Source organism: Caballeronia sp. ATUFL_F1_KS4A (assembly GCF_023630905.1).
GTDB classification, from domain to species: domain Bacteria; phylum Pseudomonadota; class Gammaproteobacteria; order Burkholderiales; family Burkholderiaceae; genus Caballeronia; species Caballeronia zhejiangensis.
This window is the reverse complement of record NZ_JALQEB010000018.1, coordinates 34,473-57,516: the sequence shown is the minus strand read 5'-3', so window position 1 is coordinate 57,516 and position 23,044 is coordinate 34,473. Positions and strand designations below refer to the sequence as shown.

The 23,044-nt window shown below is 63.9% G+C and carries 21 protein-coding genes; 14 read left to right on the top strand and 7 right to left on the bottom strand.

Going from position 1 to position 23,044, the window contains the following annotated elements; translation table 11 throughout:
* Positions 1-20: 20 nt before the first annotated feature.
* Both NCS03_RS13360 and pxpB read right to left on the bottom strand, forming a co-directional pair.
* The gene (locus NCS03_RS13360; protein ID WP_008352628.1) at positions 21-1,061 is read right to left on the bottom strand and encodes a 5-oxoprolinase subunit C family protein; all 1,041 of its coding nucleotides are present in this window, start codon (positions 1,059-1,061) and stop codon (positions 21-23) included.
* Positions 1,058-1,711: a 5-oxoprolinase subunit PxpB gene (pxpB, locus tag NCS03_RS13355; RefSeq protein ID WP_250520832.1), complete on the bottom strand. Its 654-nt coding sequence runs from the start codon at positions 1,709-1,711 to the stop codon at positions 1,058-1,060. Before pxpB ends, NCS03_RS13360 begins: the two co-directional genes overlap by 4 nt.
* A 182-nt stretch (positions 1,712-1,893) precedes the next feature.
* Here pxpB and NCS03_RS13350 point away from each other — a divergent pair, with 182 nt between their 5' ends.
* A complete protein-coding gene (locus NCS03_RS13350) occupies positions 1,894-2,406 on the top strand; it encodes a winged helix DNA-binding protein (RefSeq protein WP_008352632.1) in 513 nt (170 codons plus the stop codon).
* Here the strand turns inward: NCS03_RS13350 and NCS03_RS13345 are convergent.
* The gene (locus NCS03_RS13345) at positions 2,403-3,032 is read right to left on the bottom strand and encodes a 5-formyltetrahydrofolate cyclo-ligase (RefSeq protein ID WP_250435305.1); all 630 of its coding nucleotides are present in this window, start codon (positions 3,030-3,032) and stop codon (positions 2,403-2,405) included. The two genes, NCS03_RS13350 and NCS03_RS13345, sit on opposite strands and share 4 nt — an antisense overlap.
* Before the next feature lie 19 nt (positions 3,033-3,051).
* On the opposite strand from NCS03_RS13345, the gene NCS03_RS13340 reads away from it, so the two are divergent.
* From NCS03_RS13340 to NCS03_RS13325, 4 genes are all read left to right on the top strand, one after another.
* On the top strand, positions 3,052-5,019 hold the full coding sequence (locus NCS03_RS13340; protein ID WP_250520831.1) for a lytic transglycosylase domain-containing protein: 1,968 nt from the start codon (positions 3,052-3,054) through the stop codon (positions 5,017-5,019).
* 121 nt (positions 5,020-5,140) lie between these two features.
* Complete coding sequence (locus NCS03_RS13335; RefSeq protein WP_008352635.1) at positions 5,141-6,097, top strand: complex I NDUFA9 subunit family protein; 957 nt, start codon at positions 5,141-5,143, stop codon at positions 6,095-6,097.
* Positions 6,098-6,115: 18 nt separating this feature from the next.
* A complete protein-coding gene (locus NCS03_RS13330) occupies positions 6,116-6,736 on the top strand; it encodes a glutathione S-transferase family protein (RefSeq protein WP_175979616.1) in 621 nt (206 codons plus the stop codon).
* A complete protein-coding gene (locus tag NCS03_RS13325; RefSeq protein WP_175979615.1) occupies positions 6,733-7,968 on the top strand; it encodes a multifunctional CCA addition/repair protein in 1,236 nt (411 codons plus the stop codon). The genes NCS03_RS13330 and NCS03_RS13325 overlap by 4 nt, the downstream gene beginning before the upstream one ends.
* Positions 7,969-8,692: 724 nt before the next feature.
* Here the strand turns inward: NCS03_RS13325 and NCS03_RS13320 are convergent.
* Together NCS03_RS13320 and NCS03_RS13315 are read right to left on the bottom strand one after the other, a co-directional pair.
* Positions 8,693-8,887 (bottom strand): DUF2905 domain-containing protein, encoded by a 195-nt coding sequence (locus tag NCS03_RS13320; protein WP_008352638.1) that lies wholly within the window; start codon positions 8,885-8,887, stop codon positions 8,693-8,695.
* Between the two features lie 10 nt (positions 8,888-8,897).
* Entirely contained in the window at positions 8,898-10,103 is a 1,206-nt protein-coding gene (locus NCS03_RS13315) for a class I SAM-dependent methyltransferase (protein ID WP_250529251.1), read from the bottom strand.
* A gap of 13 nt (positions 10,104-10,116) precedes the next feature.
* On the opposite strand from NCS03_RS13315, the gene NCS03_RS13310 reads away from it, so the two are divergent.
* The 5 genes from NCS03_RS13310 (at position 10,117) to glmS (ending at position 15,714) form a co-directional block, all read left to right on the top strand.
* Positions 10,117-10,959 carry an SDR family oxidoreductase gene (locus NCS03_RS13310; RefSeq protein WP_239295471.1) on the top strand — a complete coding sequence of 281 codons (843 nt, stop codon included), beginning with the start codon at positions 10,117-10,119 and terminating at the stop codon, positions 10,957-10,959.
* A 27-nt stretch (positions 10,960-10,986) separates the two neighbouring features.
* Entirely contained in the window at positions 10,987-11,388 is a 402-nt protein-coding gene (locus NCS03_RS13305) for a dihydroneopterin aldolase (RefSeq protein ID WP_008352641.1), read from the top strand.
* Complete coding sequence (gene ttcA, locus NCS03_RS13300; protein WP_250529250.1) at positions 11,385-12,356, top strand: tRNA 2-thiocytidine(32) synthetase TtcA; 972 nt, start codon at positions 11,385-11,387, stop codon at positions 12,354-12,356. Before NCS03_RS13305 ends, ttcA begins: the two co-directional genes overlap by 4 nt.
* Before the next feature lie 96 nt (positions 12,357-12,452).
* Positions 12,453-13,814: a bifunctional UDP-N-acetylglucosamine diphosphorylase/glucosamine-1-phosphate N-acetyltransferase GlmU gene (gene glmU / locus NCS03_RS13295; protein WP_008352645.1), complete on the top strand. Its 1,362-nt coding sequence runs from the start codon at positions 12,453-12,455 to the stop codon at positions 13,812-13,814.
* Positions 13,815-13,896: 82 nt separating this feature from the next.
* Positions 13,897-15,714, top strand: a complete 1,818-nt coding sequence (glmS, locus tag NCS03_RS13290; RefSeq protein WP_034473249.1) for a glutamine--fructose-6-phosphate transaminase (isomerizing) — start codon at positions 13,897-13,899, stop codon at positions 15,712-15,714.
* Positions 15,715-15,776: 62 nt separating this feature from the next.
* On the opposite strand, the gene chrA is transcribed toward glmS, so the two are convergent.
* Entirely contained in the window at positions 15,777-16,982 is a 1,206-nt protein-coding gene (gene chrA, locus NCS03_RS13285; RefSeq protein WP_250480733.1) for a chromate efflux transporter, read from the bottom strand.
* A 280-nt stretch (positions 16,983-17,262) separates the two neighbouring features.
* Positions 17,263-17,964, bottom strand: coding sequence for a FadR/GntR family transcriptional regulator (locus NCS03_RS13280; protein WP_008352651.1), 702 nt, complete (start codon positions 17,962-17,964; stop codon positions 17,263-17,265).
* A 381-nt stretch (positions 17,965-18,345) separates the two neighbouring features.
* Between NCS03_RS13280 and garL the strand changes: the two genes are divergently transcribed.
* The 4 genes from garL (at position 18,346) to gudD (ending at position 23,042) form a co-directional block, all read left to right on the top strand.
* Positions 18,346-19,131: a 2-dehydro-3-deoxyglucarate aldolase gene (garL, locus tag NCS03_RS13275; RefSeq protein WP_175979608.1), complete on the top strand. Its 786-nt coding sequence runs from the start codon at positions 18,346-18,348 to the stop codon at positions 19,129-19,131.
* A complete protein-coding gene (locus NCS03_RS13270; RefSeq protein ID WP_268811673.1) occupies positions 19,065-20,075 on the top strand; it encodes a 2-hydroxy-3-oxopropionate reductase in 1,011 nt (336 codons plus the stop codon). The genes garL and NCS03_RS13270 overlap by 67 nt, the downstream gene beginning before the upstream one ends.
* Before the next feature lie 265 nt (positions 20,076-20,340).
* On the top strand, positions 20,341-21,675 hold the full coding sequence (locus tag NCS03_RS13265; protein ID WP_008352655.1) for an MFS transporter: 1,335 nt from the start codon (positions 20,341-20,343) through the stop codon (positions 21,673-21,675).
* A gap of 35 nt (positions 21,676-21,710) precedes the next feature.
* Positions 21,711-23,042 carry a glucarate dehydratase gene (gene gudD / locus NCS03_RS13260; protein ID WP_008352656.1) on the top strand — a complete coding sequence of 444 codons (1,332 nt, stop codon included), beginning with the start codon at positions 21,711-21,713 and terminating at the stop codon, positions 23,040-23,042.
* Positions 23,043-23,044: the final 2 nt, after the last annotated feature.

Genomic DNA, 23,044 nt, shown 5'->3' with positions numbered 1-23,044 from the left:
GCGCGGCTTTCGCCCCGCTGCTAAGAGCCGGCGCGCGCGATGCGTTCCTCGTGCATCGCGATCGCCGTTTCCACCTGGCTTACGTATTGCCGTTCGTCGGCGAGCGCGTGACGCGCCTCTTCCGCCGACGTCTCGATAAAGCGCACGCCGCCGTTCAACCTCACCTGCGCGAGCTTCCACAAATCAGCCTTGATGACCGCGCCGATCTTCGGATAGCCGCCCGTGGTCTGCGCGTCGCCCATCAGGATGATCGGCTGGCCGTTCGGCGGCACCTGGATCGTGCCGGGCAACACCGCGTGCGACAGCAGCTCGATCTTTTCGCGCCGCTCCAGCGCCGTGCCCGCGAGGCGAAAGCCCATGCGATTGCTGTTCGGCGTGATCGTCCATTCCTCGTTCCAGAAAACCTGTTGCGCGGCGTCGCTGAAACTCGCGTATTCCGGGCCGCGCAGCACGCGAATCGGGGCGGCCCACGCGAGGCTCGGCGAATGGCGTCCGCGGCGCACGGGTTCGTCGACGAGCACGAACTTGCACCACGCGGGCGCTTTCACGCCGAACGCGGGTTCTTCCGGCGAAAACGCGATGCCCTTGTGCGGCTGCGGCACGCCGACCGGCAGGCGATCGCCGTCGCGCAGCGCGCGTCCGCCGAGGCCGCCGAAGCACGCGCCGAGATCGGTCGAGCGCGAGCCGAGCATCGGCAGAACGTCGATGCCGCCTGCGATCGCCACATAACAACGCATGCCGCGCTTCGCCGCGCGCAGCGTCAGCTCCTGGCCCGCGCGCACCGGCAGGCTCCACCACGAATACACCGGTTCGTCGTCGAGCGTCGCGCCGAAATCGGTTCCAGTGATGGCAATGCGCGTCGCATGCTTGAAGCGCAGCACGGTCGGCCCGAACGTGATCTCGATGCCCGCCGCATCCGCCTTGTTACCGACGATGCGATTGCCGATTTCCAGCGACAGCGCGTCGAGCGCGCCACCGGAACTCACGCCGAGATGCCGGTAGCCGCGCCGGCCGAGATCCTGGACGGAAGTGAGCACGCCCGCGCGAATCACGTCGATCATGCGCGTACCTCCAGCGCCCTGAAGCGCACGCGGTCGCCGGGCTGCATGAGCGTCGGCGGATTTCTGGCCGGATCGAAGAGCTTCAGCTCGGTGCGCCCGAGCAATTGCCAGCCGCCCGGCGACGCCGCCGGATAGATGCCCGTCTGCGCCCCGCCGATGCCGACCGATCCCGCCGGCACTTCGAGACGCGGTTCGGCGCGGCGCGGCATCGCGAGCGCGGGATCGAGCCCGCCGAGATACGCGAAGCCCGGCTGGAAGCCGAGGAAGAACACGACGTACTCGGTTTGCGTATGACGCTTCACCACGTCATCGACGGACAAGCCCGTGTGCTGCGCGAGCGCGGCGAGATCGGGGCCGTCGGCGCCGCCGTAGCGCACCGGAATCTCGATTTCGGCGCTGTCCATGTCGGGCGTCTCGGCCGCGTCCCAGCCGCTTTCGAGTTGCGCGGCGAGCGTTTCGTAGTCCGCTTCGAGCGGATCGAACACGATCGTCAGATTGTTCATGCCCGGCACCACTTCGACGACGTGCGGCATCAGGCGCGCGTGCTCCGCCAGCGCCCAGATGCGGCGCTGGCAGTCGAGCGTGGCGGGCGGCGCGGCTTCGCACACGAGCGCGGAGTCGCCCAGCGAATGAATACGTGGTCTTGTCATGCCTCAATTTGCCTTTGCGATGCGCGAAATTCGTCGATTCGATGAACGCCGCACCGTCGCAGAATGTTACATTGTCAATAAATTATCAAGAAATTATCAATACAGGTTTTCGCCGAGGCGCGCCGTCGCTCGCAAAATCGACGTTGCGCTACACTCCAACGCACTTCAATTCGGTCACCGCCATGCCGCGCCATCCCACCAAGATCGTTTCGTCCGAGCATCTCGTCTCCGAAGCCAGCGCGGAATTGTCGGAGTTCGAGTACGGCCTCATCATGGCGGGCAACGCGTTCAATCGCTGGATGGTGCGCTGCATGTCCGCGGCGGGCGCGAAGGACATGACGGCGGTGGAAGTGTCGCTGCTGCACCACGTGAGCCATCGCGACCGCAAGAAGAAGCTCGCCGACATCTGCTTCGTGCTGAACATCGAGGACACGCACGTTGCCACGTATGCGCTGAAAAAACTCGTCGCTCGCGGCTATGTGCAGAGCGAGAAATCCGGTAAGGAAGTGTTCTTTTCCGCGACGCCGGCGGGCCGCGAGCTGTGCGGCAAGTATCGCGAAGTGCGCGAAGCCTGCCTGATCGAGACGCTGCGCGAAAGCGGTCTCACCAACGAGCAGATCGGCGAGGCCGCGCAACTGATGCGCAACGCCTCCGGCCTTTACGATACGGCCGCGCGCGCGGCGGCCTCGCTCTAATAGACAGCGGATTCGGTGACGATCGCGTCGAGCGGCATGTCGTGCGTCTCGCGCGGCAAGGTCGCGCACAGACCCGATTGGTACGCGACGCCGATCGTCATCGGCCGCGCGCCGTTCGGCCACGCGGCGAGCGTGCGGTCGTAATAGCCGCCGCCGTAGCCCAGCCGATACCGGTCCGCATCGAAACCGACGCACGGAATCAGCAGCAGTTCGGGCACCACGGCTTTCTCTTCAGCGGGCACCGGAATACGGTAGCGGCCTTCTTTCATCGGCGAGTCGGCGCGCCAGGCGTGGAAGACCATCGGCGCGTGCGGTTTCACGACGACCGGCAGCGCGGCGCTGCGCGTGGCGTCGGCGGCGAGCCAGCGCGTGAGCGCGTCGCGCGCGTCGAATTCGCCCGCGACCGGCCAGTAAAACCCGACGCTGCGCGCTTCGTGCCGCGCGAGCACTTCCTGAAGACGGATCGCGAGCGCCTCGTTTCGTGCGTCCTGGCCGGCTTGCTCCTGTTGCGCCTCGCGCTTCGCGAGAAGGGTCGCGCGCAAGGCGCTTTTCGGCTCACGCTTGGGTTCGTCGCAAACGTTGCGTGCTATGCTTTCCTCCGATCTCAGGACCCGGTTCAAGACCATTCGCGCTCCAGAAATAAAGATGTCAAAACGCCTCAACCGAGTATATCTCGCGGTCGGCGCAGCCCTTGCCGCCGCGACGCTCGTCGCCTGCGGCACGGCCTCCGCCGTCCGTCCCGATGCAGATTTCTCCCCCACGTCCGACGACCGCGTCTTCCTGCAGCTGCGCGATGCCGCGCGCGCGAACGATGCGGGCAAGGCCGCGATGCTCGCCGCACAGATTCCGAATTACCCGGCGCCGAGCTACATCGAATACTTCACGATCAAGCCGCAGCTTTTCGATTCGCAGGGCCACGCGCGCCTCGACGCGCCCGACGCGCCGGTGCTCTCGTTCCTGCAGCGCTACGACGGCCAGGCGATTGCGGACCGCCTGCGCAACGACTATCTCGTCGTGCTCGGCGGCCGTCACGACTGGAAGAACTTCGAGCAGCAGTATTCCCGTTTCGTTCTCAACGACGACACGCAGGTCAAGTGCTATGCGCTCGAAGCGCGTTTGTCGCGCGGCGAGAACGTCGCGGATGCGGCGCGCGCGCTGCTCGTCGAGCCGAAATGGTATGGCGACGGTTGCGTCGATCTGATCGGCGCGCTCGCGGCGTCCGGCCAGTTCACGAGCGACGATGTCTGGCAGCAGATCCGCCTTGCCTACGAGCAGAACTACACGTCGACGGGTTCGAATATCGTCGACGCGCTCGGCCAGGAAAAGCCGAAGGATTCGCTCTTCGACGACGCCGTCAACAAGCCGCCGCTCTATCTCGCGCGCGGCGTGATGCCCAACACGCCGGCGCATCAGCTGACGCTGCTCGCGGTCACGCGCCTCGCCCGCAACGATCCGGCGATGGCCGCCGCCACGTTCAGTTCCGTCGCGCCGAGTCTCACGCCCGCGGAGCGCGCGACCGGCTGGGGCACGATCGGCTATCAGGCGGCGATCAAGCGCATGCCGTCGGCGGCCGACTGGTATCGGCTGTCGGCGAACGCGCAATTGTCCAACCCGGCGTACGAATGGCGCACGCGCAGCGCGCTCCTCATCGGCGACTGGAACATGGTGCGTTGGTCCATCGAACAGATGCCGCCCACACTGCGCGCCCAGCCGTCGTGGGTCTACTGGCACGCGCGCGCCGTGAAGCAGGCCGGCGATACGGCCGCGGCGAATCAGGAATTCCAGAGCATCGCCGATCAATACAACTTCTACGGCCAGCTCGCGCTCGAAGAGCTCGGTCAGAAGATCACGGTGCCGCCGCGCACCACGGTGTCCGACGCCGAGATCGAGCAGATGCAATCGGTGCCGGGCTTCGCGCTGTCGCAGCGTTTCTACGCGCTGAACATGCGGCTCGAAGGCAACCGCGAATGGAACTGGCCGCTGCGCACGATGACGGATCGTCAACTGCTCGCCGCCGCGCAGTATGCGAAGCGCATCGAGATGTTCGACCGCACGGTCAACACCGCCGACAAGACGAAAGCCGAGCACGATTTCACGCTGCGCTATCTGTCGCCGTTCCGCGATATCGTCGAGCGCGACGCGAAGGACACCAATCTCGACATCGAATGGGCGTACGGGCTGATCCGTCAGGAATCGCGTTTCATCATCAACGCGCGGTCGGAAGTCGGCGCGGGCGGCCTGATGCAACTGATGCCGGGCACGGCGCAACTCGTCGCGAAGAAGATCGGTCTTGGCACGGTGTCGCGCGCGCAGATGAACGACATCAACACCAATATCCTGCTCGGCACGAATTACCTGTCGATGATCTACAATCAATTCGATAACTCGCCCGTGCTCGCGACCGCTGGCTACAACGCGGGGCCGGGCCGGCCGAAGCAGTGGCGTCAGGACTTGCGCGCACCCGTCGAGGGCGCGGTTTTTGCTGAAACGATCCCTTTCACCGAGACTCGCGATTACGTGAAGAACGTGCTGTCGAACACCGTCTATTACGCGGCGCTGTTCGAAGGCCGTCCGCAGTCGTTGAAGGCGCGTCTGGGCTACATCGCACCCTGACCGTCTGAAACGAAGCTTCACGCCCGCGCGTCGAACGACAGGACGCGCGGGCGTTTTCATTTCTGCGCCGGCGTTCTGAACTGAAGCCGCATTCGTCAGGCCGCGACCCAAGAGGCGAACTATGCGACACCAACATATAGCGTTGATCGGCGGTTCGGGATTCATCGGCAGCCATCTCGTCAATGCGCTCGTCGATCTCGGCAAGAACGTGCGCGTCGCGACGCGACGGCGCTCGAACGCCGCGCATCTCACGCTGTTGCCCGTCGATGTCATCGAGACCGATGTGCACGATCCCGTGCAACTCGCCGCGTTCATCGATCAGAGCGATGCCGTGATCAATCTCGTCGGCATTCTTCAGGGACGGCGCGACGATCCGTACGGGCCGGAGTTCGCGAAAGCGCATGTCGAACTGCCGCGCAAGATCGCCGCCGCGTGCGAGGCGAAGGGCGTGCGGCGTCTGTTGCATATGAGCGCGATCGGCGCCGATCCGGCGGGCCCGAGCATGTATCTGCGTTCGAAGGGCGACGGCGAAAAGATCGTCCGAGAATCCGGACTCGACTGGACGGTCTTTCGCAGTTCCGTCGTGTTCGGTCCGGAGGACAATCTCCTGAATCAGTTTGCGTTTCTGGAACGCATGTTCCCGGTGATTCCGCTCGCTTGTGCCGATGCGCAGTTTCAGCCGGTCTTCGTCGGCGACGTGGCGAAGGCGATGGTCAACGTGCTCGATCTCGACGCCGCCAATGGCCATGTCTACGAGCTCGCCGGGCCGAGCGTCTACACGCTCGCGGAACTGGTGCGTTTCGCGGGCGCGACCATCGGCAAGCATTCGCGCATCATCAAGCTGCCGGAGAGCCTCGGCCGCCTGCAGGCGATGACGATGGAAATGGCGCCCGGCCAGCCCGTCATCTCGCGCGACAATCTCGATTCGATGAAGACGCCGAGCATCGCGAGCGGGCCGCTTGCGCCGGAACTGGGCATCGACGAGCCGGCGAGCATCGAGACCATCGCGCCGCTGTATCTGAGCGGCAACTCGCCGCGCTCGCGCTTCAACGGATATCGCGCAACCGCGCATCGTTAATCTTCTTTTTGTGATCGCATGAAACTCGTTATCGGTGACAAGTTCAATTCTTCCTGGTCGATGCGCCCGTGGGTGCTGCTCAAACATTTCGGCATCCCGTTCGAAGAGACGCTGATCCGCCTCGGCCAGCCCGACACGAAAGCGAAGATTGTCGAAGTGTCGCCGTCCGGCAAGGTGCCGTGCCTCATCACCGATGCGGGCGATTCCGTGTGGGAGTCGCTCGCGATCGTCGAAACGATCGCCGAGGCGCATCCCGAACACGCGATGTGGCCACGCGATGCGGCTCTCCGCGCGCGCGCCCGCAGCATCAGCGCGGAAATGCACGCGGGTTTCGCGGACTTGCGCGAGAACATGCCGATGGAAATCACGACGCGCGCGCCGGGCGCGGGCGCGACGCCGGGCGCGCTCGCGAACATCGCGCGCATCGAGGCGATCTGGGCGGAGTGCCTGGCGAAATCGGGCGGGCCGTTTTTGTTCGGCGAGTTCGGTATCGCGGACGCGATGTTCGCCCCGGTCGTCATGCGCTTCAACACCTACGCGCCTGAACTGAGCGCGACGTCGCTCGATTATGCGAAGCGCGTGACGGCGCTGCCCGCGGTCGCGGCGTGGATCGACGGCGCGCGCGAGGAAGCGCGATGAACATCTACGCAGTCGGCGGCGCGATCCGCGACGAATTGCTCGGCGTGCCGGTGGTGGATCGCGATTACGTCGTCGTCGGCGCGACGCCCGAGCAGATGGTGGCGCAGGGTTATCGGCCGGTCGGCAAGGACTTTCCGGTGTTTTTGCATCCGCAGACGCACGAGGAATACGCGCTCGCGCGCACGGAGCGCAAGACGGCGGCGGGTTATCACGGCTTCCAGTTCTACTTTTCGCCGGATGTGACGCTCGAGGAAGATCTCGCGCGCCGCGATCTCACGATCAACGCGATGGCGCGCGAAGTCACGCCGGCGGGCGAGCTGACCGGTCCGGTGATCGATCCGTTCGACGGGCAGAGCGATCTGAAGAACAAGTTGTTCAGGCATGTCGGCGATGCGTTCATCGAGGATCCGGTGCGTATTCTGCGACTCGCGCGTTTTGCGGCGCGTTTCGCGGATTTCGATGTCGCGCCCGAAACCGCCGAGCTGATGAAGCGGATGGTCGCGGCGGGCGAAGTCGATGCGCTCGTCGCCGAGCGTGTGTGGCAGGAAGTGTCGCGCGGGCTGATGGAAAAGAAGCCGTCGCGCATGTTCGACGTGCTGCGCGGATGCGGCGCGCTCGCGCGGATTCTGCCGGAGGTGGATGCGTTGTGGGGCGTGCCGCAGCGCGCGGACTATCACCCGGAAGTGGATACCGGCGTGCATGTGATGATGGTGCTCGACTACGCCGCGTCGCAGGGATTCGCGTTGCCGGTGCGCTTCGCGGCGCTGACGCACGATCTTGGCAAGGCGACGACGCCGGAGCATGTTTTGCCGCGGCATATCGGCCATGAGGGACGCAGCGTCGACCTCTTGCGGCCTTTGTGCGAGCGCTTGCGCGTGCCGAACGAATGCCGCGATCTGGCGATGCTCGTCGCGCGTGAGCACGGGAATATTCATCGCGTGATGGAGATGGGCGCGGCGGCGCTCGTCAGGCTGTTCGAGCGATCGGATGCGATACGCAAGCCTGCGCGGTTTGCTGAAGCGCTACAGGCTTGTGTCGCGGATGCGCGTGGGCGGCTTGGGTTGGAGCAGCAGGCTTATCCGCAGGCTGAACGTTTGCGGGAAGCGTTGGTTGCGGCTCGTGCGGTCGATGCCGGGGCCGTTGCGCAGGCGTTTGCTTCTAATCCTTCCAAAATCAAGGATGCCGTGCATGATGCGCGGGTCGCGGCGGTGAAAGGCGCTTTGGGGGTTTGACGGCTTCTTGTTTTGCTTTGTTTTGCTTTGTCCTGCGGTTCGTTAGTTTTTTTGTTTTCGCCGGATCCCGTGTTCGTGTCGGTCTATTAGCGTTGCCCCTGTGCGGGGCGGCACCTACTTTCTTTGCTGCTGCAAAGAAAGTAGGCAAAGAAAGCAGCTTTTCAGGCCCGCGGTCACACGCAATTTGGGTAGTTCTCTCGTCCCAGGCGGCACTCGCCTAAAGAGTGCCCTCATCACAATAACCGGGCTTGGCTCGCGCACGGTCTGCCGCCCGAAACCGTTGAGAACGCCGGTTCAGCACGAAAGAGCTTCGGCACAGCGCTACGCGCTGCCGCCGGGTATGCAAGGGAAACCAACGTGCGGCAAGTGCAGCGAGATTGAGACGTTAGTAGCGAAGCACACGCAGACCCGATTCACCGGTCGGCCGCGAAGCGGGCTGGAGCTGTTTGGTGCTGAACCAGTTTGGTGTGTGGTGCGATGTGGCAGACCGTGCGCGAGCCAAGCCCGATGGGGCCTATGAGGGCACTCTTTAGGCAGCCCACGATGGACGAGAGGACTACCCAAATTGCGTGTGACCGCGGGCGTGTCAGTAGCTGCTTTCTTTGCTTACTTTCTTTGCAGCAGCAAAGAAAGTGAGTGCCGCCCCGCACAGGGGCAGTGCTAATAGACCGACACGAAAACGGGATCCGGCGAAAACGAAAGCAGAAGCAAAAGCAAAAAACCCTCAAAGCGCCCGCGCAATCAACGACAACAAAACCGACAACAGCAGCGTCGACATAAAGGGAAACGAATATTCCCGCCCAAATATCCGCAGCGTGAAATCTCCGGGAAGCCTCCCGATGCCGATCTTCTTGAGCCACGGCAGCGACCCCGAAAGAATCGCGAGCGCGATAAACGTAGTGAGCAGCCAGCGGATCATGATCGCTTACTCATAGCGTATGAGACCGATCGCCGGCCGAAAACGCATCCAGCATTCCGGGAATGCCGCGCGAAAACGCGATCACCTTGAACAACTCGCCCATTTCCGCCTCCGAAAGCAGCTTCTGCACGGCATTCGCAGCAGGCAAAAAGCGCTTCACATCAGCGGGATCGAGATCGCTGAGCACATCGGTGATGCCGGCATTCATCAGAAACCGCGCCTGCGACGTAAATCCGAGCAAATCCGCACCCGCTTCGACGCCTGCTTCCGCGATGCCCGTAAACTCGACATGCGCCGTGATGTCCTGCAATCCCGGATACAGAAACGGATCCGAATGCGCGCGATGCCGGTAGTGACACATCAGCGTGCCCGCCGCGCGCTGCGCGTGATAGAACTCGCGTCGCGGAAAACCATAGTCGATGAAAAATGCCGCACCGCGCACAAGCATCGTGCAGACGGTCTTCGTGAACGCGAGCGCGGCCTCGTGCGTCTCCGTCACATATTCGGCAAAAGGCTCGTCGTTGGCTTCATCGATGGCGGCATCGATCAGTTCGACCTGCGCGTCCGGCGCGATCGGCCGGTCATCGAAGGCAAAGCGGTCGTTCAGCGCCACGACGCCACGCTCGTGCCACGCGCCGAGCTTGCGCACGACCAAACGCACAGGCATCGCGTCGAGCACTTCGTTGCCGATCACGACGCCCTCGAACGCATCGGGCAGCGCGTCGAGCCATTTCACCTTCGCGGCGAGCGCCGGCGCGTCCTTCTCGATGGTCTCGCGCTGACGTTCGCGCAACTCGCCCGAAAGATCGACGATCGTGTAGCTGTCGAAGGCCACATCGAGTTCGGCGAGCGCGTTCATCAAGCCCGCCGCGAGCCTGCCGGTGCCCGCGCCGAATTCCATCAACTGCTTCGTGTCGCTTTGTTGCAACGCCTGCGCGACGGGCCGCGCGAGCGTCGTCGCGAAAAGCGGGGACAGTTCCGGCGCGGTGACGAAATCGCTGCCGTCTTCCGCGCGGCGGCCGAATTTCATTGCTCCGCCGCCGTAATAGCCGAGGCCGGGCGCGTACAGCGCGAGGTCCATATAGCGGTCGAACGGCAACCAGCCGCCCGCCGCGGCAATGCGCCCGCGGATCAGGTCGGTGAGCGCTTCGGACTGCGCGAGCGCGTCGGCGCCCGGAGCAGGTAAACTATCGGATTGTCTGGCATTCGGATTCATCCCAGTATTGTAAATGAGCGCTTCCACGCCGTTTTCTTCCGTCAACACGTCGTCATCCGGTTCCGTTTCGCGTGCGCGCGCCGTGCTCGTGACCGGCGCGGCGAAACGCATCGGGCGCGGCGTCGCGCTCGAATTCGCGCGGCAAGGCTGGGATGTGGCCGTGCATTACGGCCACTCGGCGCATGAAGCGCGCGAAACCGTCGCGGATATCGAGTCGCTCGGGCGCCGCGCGGTTGCACTGAAAGCGGATCTCGCCGTCGAGGCCGAGGTAGAACGGCTCGTGCCGGCGTGCGCCGAAGCGTTCGGCGGTCTGAACTGCGTGGTGAACTGCGCGTCGCGTTTCGACGAAGATACGGCCATCGACTTCGGCTACGCGAAGCTGCTCGAGATGACCGCCGTCAACGTCGCGGCGCCGCTCACGCTCGCGCGCATGCTGCACGAGATCACGCCCGAGTCCGCAACCGTCGATGACGCGCAACGCGGCGTCGTCATCAACGTGCTGGATCAGAAGCTGTACAACATGAACCCGGACTACCTGTCGTACACGCTGACGAAGGCGGCGCTCGAAAACGCCACCATCGCGCTCGCGCAGGCGCTGGGTCCGAAACTGCGCGTCGTCGGCCTCGCGCCCGGTCTGACGCTGATTTCCGCCGGCCAGACGCCCGCGTCGTTCGAGACGGCGCATCGCGTGACGCCGCTCAACCGCGCATCGACGGTCGACGACGTCGCGCAGGCCGCGTGTTATCTCGCGAACGCGCACGGCGTGACCGGCACGACGCTCGTCGTCGACGGCGGCCAGCATCTCGTGCCGAGTCCGCGCGACGTCATGTACATGATCGGCGCGCAAAAGTCCTGAAACGCGCCACTGAATATTGGAACCAACATGCTTGCCGCACTTTCGCATCCCCGGCTGACCGATTGCCGGCGGCTTTTTCTGCGTAACTACGAAGTTCGCATCAACATCGGTGTGCATGACTTCGAAAAGCGCGGCGAGCAACGTGTCGTCATCAACGTCGAGCTGTACGTGCCGCTCGCGCTGTCGACGCCCGTCGCCGACAAGCTCGCCGAAGTCGTCGACTACGATTTCATGCGCTCGACCATCGCCGAGCGCGTGAAGCGCGGACACATCCATTTGCAGGAAACGCTGTGCGACGACGTCGCGGCCGCGCTGCTCGCGCATCCGAACGTGCGCGCCGTGGCCGTGTCGACGGAAAAGCCCGACGTCTATCCCGATTGCGACGCGGTCGGCGTCGAAGTCTTCCGCATCAAAGAGGAACGAGCATGAACGCGCGCGACACGATCGAAGCCGCAGCCGAAACCGCAGAAGCGCAAAAGCCGGTGCGCGAGGCGCTGACGAAGCGCCAGCAAAAGGAAGCGTACGAGAACAACAAGCTGTTCAAGCGCATCGCGCGCCAGGTCGGCGAGGCGATCGGCGACTTCAACATGATCGAGGAAGGCGACAAGGTCATGGTGTGCCTGTCCGGCGGCAAGGACAGCTACGCGATGCTCGACATCCTCATGCGCCTGCGCGAGCGCGCGCCGATCAACTTCGAGATCGTCGCCGTCAATCTCGATCAGAAGCAGCCGGGCTTTCCGGAACACGTGCTGCCGGAATATCTGAGCAAGCTCGACATTCCGTTTCATATCGAGAATCAGGACACGTACAGCATCGTCAAGCGGCTCGTGCCGGAAGGCAAGACGACATGTTCGCTCTGCTCGCGACTGCGCCGGGGCATTTTGTATCGAGTCGCGGGCGAGCTCGGCGCGACGAAGATCGCGCTAGGACATCATCGCGACGACATCCTGCAGACGCTGCTGCTCAACATGTTCTACGGCGGCAAGCTGAAGGGCATGCCGCCCAAGCTGCAATCCGATGACGGCAAGAACATCGTCATTCGTCCGCTCGCGTACGTGAAGGAAGTCGATCTCGAAAAATACGCCGAACTGCGCGAATTCCCGATCATTCCGTGCAATCTGTGCGGCAGCCAGCCGAATCTGAAGCGCGCAGAAATGAAGGCGCTGGTCCGAGAATGGGACAAGCGTTTTCCGGGGCGCGTGGAAAACATGTTCAACGCGCTGTCGAACGTGGTGCCGTCGCATCTGATGGACAGCAAACTTTTCCCGTTCGCCGGACTGCGCGCGACGGGCGAGGCCGATCCGCAAGGCGATATCGCGTTCGACGAGGAACCGTGTGCGACCGAACCGTCAGGAATGTCCGGCACGGTTTCAATTGTGCAGTTCGACGACCTGTAACCTTTATCCAATAAGGCGCAGCGTGGGTTTCGCCGCATTGCGCCAAAGAGCCGCGTGATAAATTGGCGGCTCGTCATACCAGCAAGGCTTTCAGCGATGAACATCGTGATTCTGGCTGCCGGCATGGGCAAGCGCATGCGCTCCGCCCTGCCGAAAGTGCTTCATCCATTGGCGGGCAAACCGCTGCTCGCGCACGTCATCGATACGGCGCGCACGCTGTCGCCGACGCGGCTCGTCGTCGTCGTCGGACATGGCGCGGACAAGGTTCGCGAGGCCGTCGGCGCGCCGGACGTCCAGTTCGCTCTGCAGGACAAACAACTCGGCACGGGACACGCCGTGCAGCAGGCGCTGCCGCTGCTCGATCCATCGGTTCCGACGCTCGTGCTGTACGGCGACGTGCCGCTCACGCGTGCGAGCACGCTCGAACGTCTGATCGCCGCCGCGGGCGCGGAGCGCTACGGCGTCCTGACCGTGAACGTGGGCGATCCGACGGGCTACGGGCGCATCGTGCGCGACGCCGCGGGCAAGGTGAAGAAGATCGTCGAGCAAAAGGATGCGAGCGAGGAAGAACGGCGCATCGCGGAAATCAATACGGGCATCGTCATCACGCCGACGCGCACGCTCGAATCGTGGCTCGCGTCGCTGAAGAACAACAACGCGCAGGGCGAGTTCTATCTGACGGACGTCGTCGAGCGCGCGATCGAAGCGGGCGTCGAAGTCGTCACCGCGCAGCCGGACGCCGAATGGGAAACGCTCGGCGTGAACAGCAAGATCCAGCTCGCGGAGCTGGAGCGCATCCATCAGCGCAACGTCGCGAACGCGCTGCTCGATGCGGGCGTGACGCTGATGGACCCGGCGCGCATCGACGTGCGCGGCACGCTCGAATGCGGCGCGGATGTGTCGATCGACGTGAACTGCGTGTTCGAAGGACGCGTGACGCTCGCCGACAACGTGACGATCGGCCCGAACTGCGTGATCCGCGACGCGACCATCGGCGCGGGCACGCGAATCGATGCGTACACGCACATCGAAGGCGGCAAGACGGGCGCGAACGTCGTGCTCGGTCCGTACGCGCGGCTGCGTCCGGGCGCGACGCTCGGCGATGAAGCGCATGTCGGCAACTTCGTCGAAGTGAAGAATGCGGTGTTCGGGCGCGGCTCGAAGGCGAACCATCTCAGCTATATCGGCGATTCGGATGTCGGCGCGCGCGTGAACATCGGCGCGGGCACCATCACCTGTAATTACGACGGCGCGAACAAGCATCGCACGGTGATCGAGGATGACGTGTTCGTCGGCTCGGATACGCAACTGGTCGCGCCGGTGCGCGTGGGCCGCGGCGTGACGATCGCGGCCGGCACGACAGTATGGAAGGACGTTGGCGAAGGCGAGCTGGTGCTCAATGAGAAGTCGCAAGTGAGCAAGACGGGCTACGTGCGCCCGGTCAAGAAGAAGTCGTAAGGCTGTACGTCAGATTCAGCCCAACGCGCGCGGCGCATCGTGCATCGCGCTTTCGAATGCAAGTCTCAGAGGAAGAACGTCCATGTGCGGAATTGTCGGCGCGGTAGCGCAACGTAACATCGTCTCGGTGCTGGTCGAAGGTCTGCGCCGGCTCGAATATCGCGGCTACGACTCGTGCGGCGTGGCCGTTCTGAGCAACGGCGAGCCGCGCCGCGCGCGCAGCGTCGCGCGCGTATCCGATCTCGACGCGCAAGTGCGCGAGACGAACCTCGGCGGCATGACCGGCATCGCGCACACGCGCTGGGCCACGCACGGCGCGCCCGTCACCGACAACGCGCATCCGATCTTCTCGCGCGATACCGTCGCGCTCGTGCACAACGGCATCATCGAGAACTACGAGTCGCTGCGCGAAATGCTGAAGGGCAAGGGCTACGAGTTCGTGTCGCAGACGGACACCGAAGTCATCGCGCATCTGATTCACAGCATGTATCGCGGCGATCTCTTTCAAACCGTGCGCGAGGCCGTGAAGCAACTGCACGGCGCGTATGCGATCGCGGTGATGCACCGGAATCAGCCGCATACGGTCGTCGGCGCGCGTCAGGGTTCGCCGCTCGTCGTCGGCGTGGGCGAGGGCGAAAACTTCCTGGCTTCCGATGCGCTCGCGCTCGCCGGCAGCACGGACCGCTTCGCGTTCCTCGAAGAAGGCGATGTTGTCGAGATCGGTCTCGAAGGCGTGAAGATCGTCGATCGCGAAGGTGTACCCGCCGAGCGCGAAGTGCGCGTGGTGACGGCGTACGGCGGCGCGGTCGAGCTCGGGCCGTATCGCCATTTCATGCAAAAGGAAATCTTCGAGCAGCCGCGCGCGATCACCGACACGATTCCGCAAGCCGACGAGTTCAGCCCGAGCCTCTTCGGTGAAGCGGCGCGCGACGCGTTCTCGCAGGTCGACAGCATTCTCATTCTCGCGTGCGGCACGAGCTACTACTCAGGCGTGACGGCGAAATACTGGCTCGAATCGATCGCGAAGATTCCGACGCAGGTCGAGATCGCGAGCGAATATCGTTATCGCGAATCGGTGCCGAATCCAAAGGCGCTGGTCGTCGTGATTTCGCAATCGGGCGAAACCGCCGACACGCTCGCCGCGCTCAAGCACGCGCAGTCGCTCGGCCACAAGCACACGCTCGCCGTGTGCAACGTCGCGACGAGCGCGATGGTGCGCCAGACCGAACTCGCATTCCTGACGCACGCGGGCACCGAAATCGGCGTGGCATCGACGAAGGCGTTCACGACGCAGCTCGTCGGTCTCTTCGTGCTCGCGGTGACGCTCGCGAAGATGCGCGGTCACGTCGACGCGAAGCGCGAAGCGGCGTACTTCACGCAACTGCGCCACTTGCCGGCTGCGCTGAACAGCGTGCTCGCGCTGGAGCCGCAGATCATCGCGTGGTCGGAAGAGTTCGCGCGCAAGGAGAATGCGCTGTTCCTCGGCCGCGGCCTGCATTATCCGATCGCGCTCGAAGGCGCGTTGAAGCTCAAGGAAATTTCGTACATCCACGCTGAAGCGTACCCGGCGGGCGAGCTGAAGCACGGGCCGCTCGCGCTCGTCACCGAGGCGATGCCGGTCGTGACCGTCGCGCCGAACGACGCGCTGCTCGAAAAGCTGAAGTCGAACATGCAGGAAGTGCGCGCGCGCGGCGGCGAACTGTACGTGTTCGCGGATGCGGATACGCGCATCGTCAGCGAGGACGGCATCCATGTGATCCGCATGCCGGAGCATTACGGCGCGTTGTCGCCGATCCTGCACGTCGTGCCGCTGCAGTTGCTCGCGTATCACACGGCGTGTGCGCGCGGGACGGATGTCGACAAGCCGCGCAATCTGGCTAAGTCGGTGACGGTGGAATAAGGTCGGTTGATCGGCTGAAAAAGAATAAAGAGGTCCGCGCATGTCGCGGACCTTTTTCATTTTCACGCGCCGATCACCCATCCGCCGATCGCGGTCAGCGCCACGACGATCACCGGAGACACGCGCCCCACGACGAGCAAACCGAACGCGGCCAACGCCAGCGCGACATCCGCACGCGAATGCACGGCGCTCGTCCAGACCGGGTCGTACAGCGCCGCGCCGAGAATGCCGACGACCGCCGCGTTCACGCCGCCCATCGCGCGCTGTATCGCGTCCCGCTGACGCAACGTCTCCCAGAACGGCAGTGCGCCGAGCACGAGCAGAAACGCGGGCAGGAACATGGCGACGAGCATCGCGAAACCGCCGATCCATCCGCCGAGCGGCGCGGGCATCACCGCGCCCAGAAACGCGGCGAAGGTAAAGAGCGGCCCCGGCACGGCTTGGGCCGCGCCATATCCGGCGAGAAAAACATCGTTGGGCACCCATCCGTTCGGCACGACGCTCGCCTGAAGCAGCGGCAACACGACGTGCCCGCCGCCGAAAACGAGCGAGCCCGACCGGTAAAACATCGACGCCATCGCGAGCCAGTTCGCGCCGGTCCAACCGGCGACGCCCGGCAGCAAAGCGAGCAGCACGAAAAAAACCGCGAGCAGCATCGCGCCCTGCGTTCTGCCGATGCCATATCGCCGATGCTTCGCCGACGCCAGATGCGTCAGCGTCAACATCCGCCAGCCGATGATTCCGCCGAACGCGATGGCGCCCAATTGCCCGGCGGCCGACGGCACGGTCAGCGCGATCAACGCGGCGGCCACGGCGATGCCGGCCCGCAACCGGTCCGGACACAGCGACGTCTTCATGCCCCACACCGCTTGCGCGACGATGGCGACCGCCGCGAGCTTGAGACCGTGCACGATCCCGGAGTGAATCAGCTGCGCCGAGTGCGCCAGGCCGAGGGCGAAGAGAATCAGCGCAATCGCGGACGGCAACGTGAAGCCGGTCCATGCCGCCAGCGCGCCGATCCATCCCGCGCGCGCGAAGCCGATCGCGATTCCGACCTGGCTGCTCGCCGGCCCGGGAAGGAACTGACATAGCGCGACGAGATCGGTGAAGCTCGTGTCGTCGAGCCATTTCCGGCGTTCGACGAATTCAGCGCGAAAGTAGCCGATGTGCGCGACCGGTCCGCCGAACGATGTCAGGCCGAGTTTGAGAAACGTCGCGAACACTTCGAACGGCGTTCCGCGCGCGGACTTCGGTTCATGCAAAGCCATCGTCCTGTGGACAACCTTGTTGGCACATCGTCGCGTTAACTGTTGGCGCTTTCTGAACAACTCGACGTCCGTCGAAACGACGCGAAAGTTGTCCCGAGTTCAGGCCGAAACCACGCCCGCCATACCGGAGTTGTCGGCGCGGTAAACCTCTGACGTAAAAAGCGCATTGCCAGTTATCCACCGATTTGCGGCGAGCTTGTTAACTACTACCACGTATACATACGAACTCTTTTGTTTACTCAGACAACGTGGCGGCACTGCCCAAAACATCGGCGCTCATTCAGGCGGCAGCGCCATGCGCGTGTCTCAACCGTTCGCGGCTGTTGCTCAGATGCATGCGCATCGCGGCGCGGGCATCGTCCGGATCCTGACGCACGATCGCCTGATAGATCGCCTTGTGCTCGCTCAGCACACAGCGCAGACGTTCGATCTGATCCAGCTCCGCGATTTCGGCCTTGCGCAGCCGCGTGCGCGGACTGACGCCGCGTCCCATCTGACTAAGCACGTCGTGGAAATAGCGATTCCCGCTCGCCCGCGCGATCTGCAAGTGAAACTCGACGTCGTGTTGCAGCACGTCCGTACTTCCGTTCGCGAGTTGCTCCTCGAAGCGCTTGAGCGCGGCGGCGATCTGCTTCAGATGCGCGTCGGTGCGCCTGCCGGCGGCGAGCGCGGCGGCGGCGCCTTCGAGATCGATGCGAAATTCGATGATCGCCATGATGTCGAGCAGGTTCGACAGGTCGGCATCCGCGAGACGCACCGATTCGCGTTCCTCGGGCGAGCGGATGAACGTGCCGACGCCGTGCCGCGTTTCCACGACGTTCGCCGCCTGCAAGCGCGACACCGCCTCGCGCACCACGGACCGGCTCACCGACAGTTGCTTCATCAGCGCGGCTTCGGTCGGGATCTTGTCGCCGGGACGGAGAACGCCGCGTTCGATATCCTCGATCAGGGTTGCGACGACTTTATCGGTGAGACTGGCCATGGTGATTCGCTGCTGATGGATATTGTTCTGGGAAGCGCGGCGTTTACGCCCGTTGTCGGACGTCTTGGCTTCGCTTAGGATCGGTCGACGCGCATGGCGCGATAAGCCTCGCGCGTGGGGACGTCCGACGACGCATCTTCCTGCGTGGGGAACGCTTCGTCAATTCGACGCAGCCCGCATGTCCTGCAAATTGATATAAGACATCGTATAAGTAGAATTAGACGATTCTTAGCAGAAATCTCTTAAACTAGGGGAATGCAGGGTTTACGCCGCTGTCGTTTTCCCGCGTTTCCACAGTACCCTGTGTTAAGACGTCCGATAACTACGTGAGTTCGGACTCGCCGCTTTCCAATCAGATCGCCGTCGTCACAGGGAGGCATCATGCCGTCTTCGTCACCATATCAACCGCTGCCCAATACATTCCGAACGTCGCTGCGCGAGCGCAAGCGGCTGATCGGATGCTGGATGTCGCTGGCGAGTCCGATCGTCACCGAACTCGTCGGCGTGGTCGGATTCGACTGGATGCTGCTCGACGCCGAGCACGCGCCGAACGACGCGCTCACGCTCATCCCGCAATTGATGGCGCTGAAAGACAGCCCGAGCGCGCCTGTCGTGCGCCCGCAGGCCAACGATCCCGTCGCGATCAAGAAGCTGCTCGACGGCGGTGTCGTCAATTTCCTGATTCCGTTCGTCGACAGCGCCGCCGATGCCGAGCGCGCCGTCGCCGCGACGCGTTATCCTCCTCAGGGCATCCGCGGCGTGTCGGTCGGGCATCGCGGCAATCGCTACGGCACGGTTCCGAACTACTTCCAGGTCGCGAACGACAATATCAGCGTCGCGGTGCAGATCGAGAGCCGCGCGGCGGTCGAAGCGATCGACGAGATCATCGCGGTCGAAGGCGTCGACGCGCTGTTCGTCGGACCGTCGGATCTCGCGGCATCGTACGGTCACATCGGCCAAGCGAACCATCCGGACGTGCAGGCGGTCATCGCACATGTGTTCGAGCGCGCGCACGCGGCCGGCAAGCCGAGCGGCATTCTCGCGCCCGTGCAGGAAGACGCCGAGCGCTATCTGGCAATGGGCAGCACATTCGTCGCCGTGTGCGCGGATCTGGGGATGCTCAGAAACGCGGCGCAGGGCGTGCGCAAACATTTCATCCCGGACTGAGCGTCGCGCTCGACAAACCGGCATCGAAAATCGACATCAAGGAGCGATACATGCAAAAGGCAGGCTTCATCGGACTGGGCATCATGGGCAATCCCATGGCGGCCAATCTTCTCAAGGGCGGCGTCCAGCTCGCGGCATTCACGCGCAGCGGCGTGCCCGCCGATCTGACCGGCGCGGGCGCCACGGCCTGTGATTCGCCCGCGGCCGTCGCGGAGCAGGCCGACGTCATCTTCATCATGGTGCCGGACACGCCGGACGTCGAACGCGTGCTGTTCGGCGAGAACGGCGTCGCGAGCAAGCTGAAGAGCGGTCAGATCGTCGTCGACATGAGCTCGATTTCGCCGATCGCCACGCGCGAATTCGCGGCGAAAGTGCGCGAAAAGGGCGCGGATTATCTCGACGCGCCCGTGTCCGGCGGCGAAGTCGGCGCGAAGGCCGCGTCGCTGACGATCATGGTCGGCGGCGCGCAAGCCACGTTCGACAAGGTCAAGCCGCTCTTCGACCTGATGGGCAAGAACATCTCGCTGATCGGCGAAGTCGGCGCGGGACAGGTCTGCAAGGTCGCGAATCAGGTGATCGTCGCGGCGACCATCGAGGCGGTCGGCGAAGCGCTCTTGCTCGCATCGAAGGCCGGCGTCGATGCCGAAAAGGTTCGCACCGCGCTGATGGGCGGCTTCGCGTCGTCGCGCATTCTCGAAGTGCACGGCGAGCGCATGACGAAGCGCACGTTCAATCCGGGCTTCCGTATCGAGCTGCATCAGAAGGATTTGAATCTGGCGCTCGCGACGGCGCAATCGCTCGGCGTCGCGCTGCCGAACACGTCGACGTGCATGCAGTTGTTCAATGCGTGCGCCGCGCACGGCGGCAAGGCGTGGGATCACTCGGGCATGGTGCGCGCGCTCGAGATCATGGCGAATCACGAGATCGGGCAGGACAAGAAGTAAGCGTCAGCCTTTCCCGTCTTCGTTAAACACTGCCGGCCTCGCGCCGGCAGTGTCGTTTTCGCAACCGGCTTTGCGCTTCTGCAGTTGTCGGACGTCCTAGTTTAAAAGGCCAGCGTCCGCACATGCGCTCCGTGTCCATCGGCGCGTAAGCCATACACGACAAGCCTAGAGCCGAGAAAGGGTAAACACGCGATTGGCCCCGAAAGCATCTCGCCATAGAATGTCATCAGACAACGTACCACGAGACGCGATCCGGAGACATCCCTTGAACACGATTCCCGCCACGCCAGCCGCCGATCTGCTCGAATCGGCCAGCGCCAAGGTCAAGCGCCATGTGCTGCCCTTGTTCCTCATCATGTTCATCGCGAACTACATCGATCGCGTGAACGTCGGTTTCGTGAGCTCGCATTTGCAGACCGATCTCGGCATCGGCGCGGCGGCGTACGGTCTCGGCAGCGGTCTGTTTTTCATCGGCTATGCGCTGTTCGAAGTGCCGTCCAACGTGCTGATGCAGAAGTACGGCGCGCGCGCGTGGCTCACGCGCATCATGGGTACGTGGGGCGTCGTCGCGGCGATGATGGCCTTCGTGCAGAACGAAACGTCGTTCTACGTGCTGCGCTTTCTCCTGGGCGTCGCGGAAGCGGGATTCTTCCCGGGCGTCATCTATTACTTCACGCAATGGCTGCCGCAGAAGGAACGCGGCAAGGCGATCGCGATTTTCCTCGGCGGCTCGGCGTTCGCATCGATTCTGTCCGGCCCGATCACGGGCGGTCTGCTGTCGATTCGCGGTCTCGGCCTGCACGGCTGGCAGTGGATGTTTCTGATCGAAGGCGGGTTCTCCGTCATCCTGTGCGGCGTGAGCTGGATGCTGCTGAAATCGCGCATCAGCGATGCTCACTGGCTTTCCGTCGACGAGCAACGCGCGCTGCAAAACGCGATCGCATCCGAACAGGCGGAACGCGAAGCGGCCACCGGCGGCCACATTCCCGCGATCAAGCTGCTGAAAGATCCGCAGATCGTGCTGTTCTGCTTCATGTATTTCGCGATTCAGCTCACGATTTACGCCGCAACCTTCTGGCTGCCGACGATCATCCGCAAGATGGGCGGCCTCACCGATTTCCAGGTCGGCCTCTACAACACGATTCCGTGGATGATCGCGATCGTCGCGATGTACTGCTTCGCGCTGCTCTCCGCGCGCTGGCGCTTCCAGCAGGCGTGGGTCGCCGTGGCGCTCGTGATCGCGGCATGTGGCCTGTTCGCATCGACGACCGGCAACGCGGTGCTGTCGTTCGTCGCCATCTGCTTCTCCGCGATCGGCTTCAAGGCGGCGTCGTCGCTGTTCTGGCCGATTCCGCAAGGCTATCTCGATGCGCGCGTCGCGGCTGGCGTGCTCGCGCTCATCAACTCGGTCGGCAATCTCGGCGGTTTCTTCGCGCCTGCGACCTTCGGCTATCTTCAACAACATACGGGCTCGGTGTCGGGCGGCTTGTACGGCCTCGGCGTCGCATCGCTGATCGCGGCGGTCGCGGTCTTCTTCACGCGCAACCGCCGCTCGGATCGCACGCCGGACGGCCACGTCGCGCATCAAGGCGCGCACTGAAACCCGCTTCAACCTCTCTGGGAAGGATCACGCTCATGTCCACGAACACTCCGAAAGTCACCGAATTGCGCGTCGTGCCGGTCGCGGGCCGCGACAGCATGCTCATGAACCTGTCCGGCGCGCACGGTCCGTTCTTCACGCGCAATCTCGTGATCCTGACGGACAGCGCGGGCAACACGGGCGTCGGCGAAGTGCCGGGCGGCGAGAACATCCGCCAGACGATCGACGATGCGCGCTCGCTCGTCGTCGGGCAATCGGTCGGCAATCTGCATGCGGTGCTGAATCAGGTCCGCACGAAATTCGCCGATCGCGACGCGGGCGGCCGCGGCCTGCAAACCTTTGATCTGCGCACGACGATCCACGCCGTCACCGCGCTCGAAGCCGCGCTGCTCGACCTGCTCGGCAAGCATCTCGGCGTGCCCGTCGCGGCCTTGCTCGGCGAAGGCCAGCAGCGCGATGAAGTGGAAATGCTCGGCTATCTGTTCTACATCGGCGATCGCCACAAGACGGATCTGCCGTATGCGTCCGGCGCGGACGGCAAGGACGATTGGGACCGCGTGCGTACCGAAGTCGCGCTGACGCCTGAGGCGGTCGTGCGTCTGGCCGAAGCGGCACAAGCGCGCTATGGCTTCAACGATTTCAAGCTGAAGGGCGGCGTGCTCGCGGGCGATGCGGAAATCGAAGCCGTCACGGCGCTCGCCGAGCGTTTTCCGGATGCGCGCGTGACGCTCGATCCGAACGGCGCGTGGTCATTGGCCGAAGCGATCCGCCTGTGCCGCGACAAGCACGACGTGCTCGCCTACGCGGAAGATCCGTGCGGCGCGGAAAACGGCTACTCCGGCCGCGAAGTGATGGCGGAATTCCGCCGCGCGACCGGCCTGCCGACGGCGACGAACATGATCGCGACGGACTGGCGTCAGATGGGTCATGCGATCCAGTTGCAATCGGTCGACATTCCGCTCGCCGATCCGCATTTCTGGACGATGCAAGGCTCGGTGCGCGTCGCGCAGATGTGCAACGACTGGGGCCTGACGTGGGGCTCGCATTCGAATAATCACTTCGACGTGTCGCTCGCGATGTTCACGCACGTCGCCGCTGCCGCGCCGGGCAAGATCACCGCTATCGACACGCACTGGATCTGGCAGGACGGCCAGCGTTTGACGCGCGATCCGCTCCAGATCGTCGGCGGGAAAGTGAAGGTGCCGGAAGCGCCGGGCCTGGGCGTCGAACTGGATATGGACGAAGTCGAGAGGGCGCACGAACTGTACAAGCAGCATGGACTCGGCGCGCGCGACGACGGCGTCGCGATGCAATATCTGATTCCGAACTGGAAGTTCGACAACAAGAAGCCGTGTCTCGTCCGCTAAAG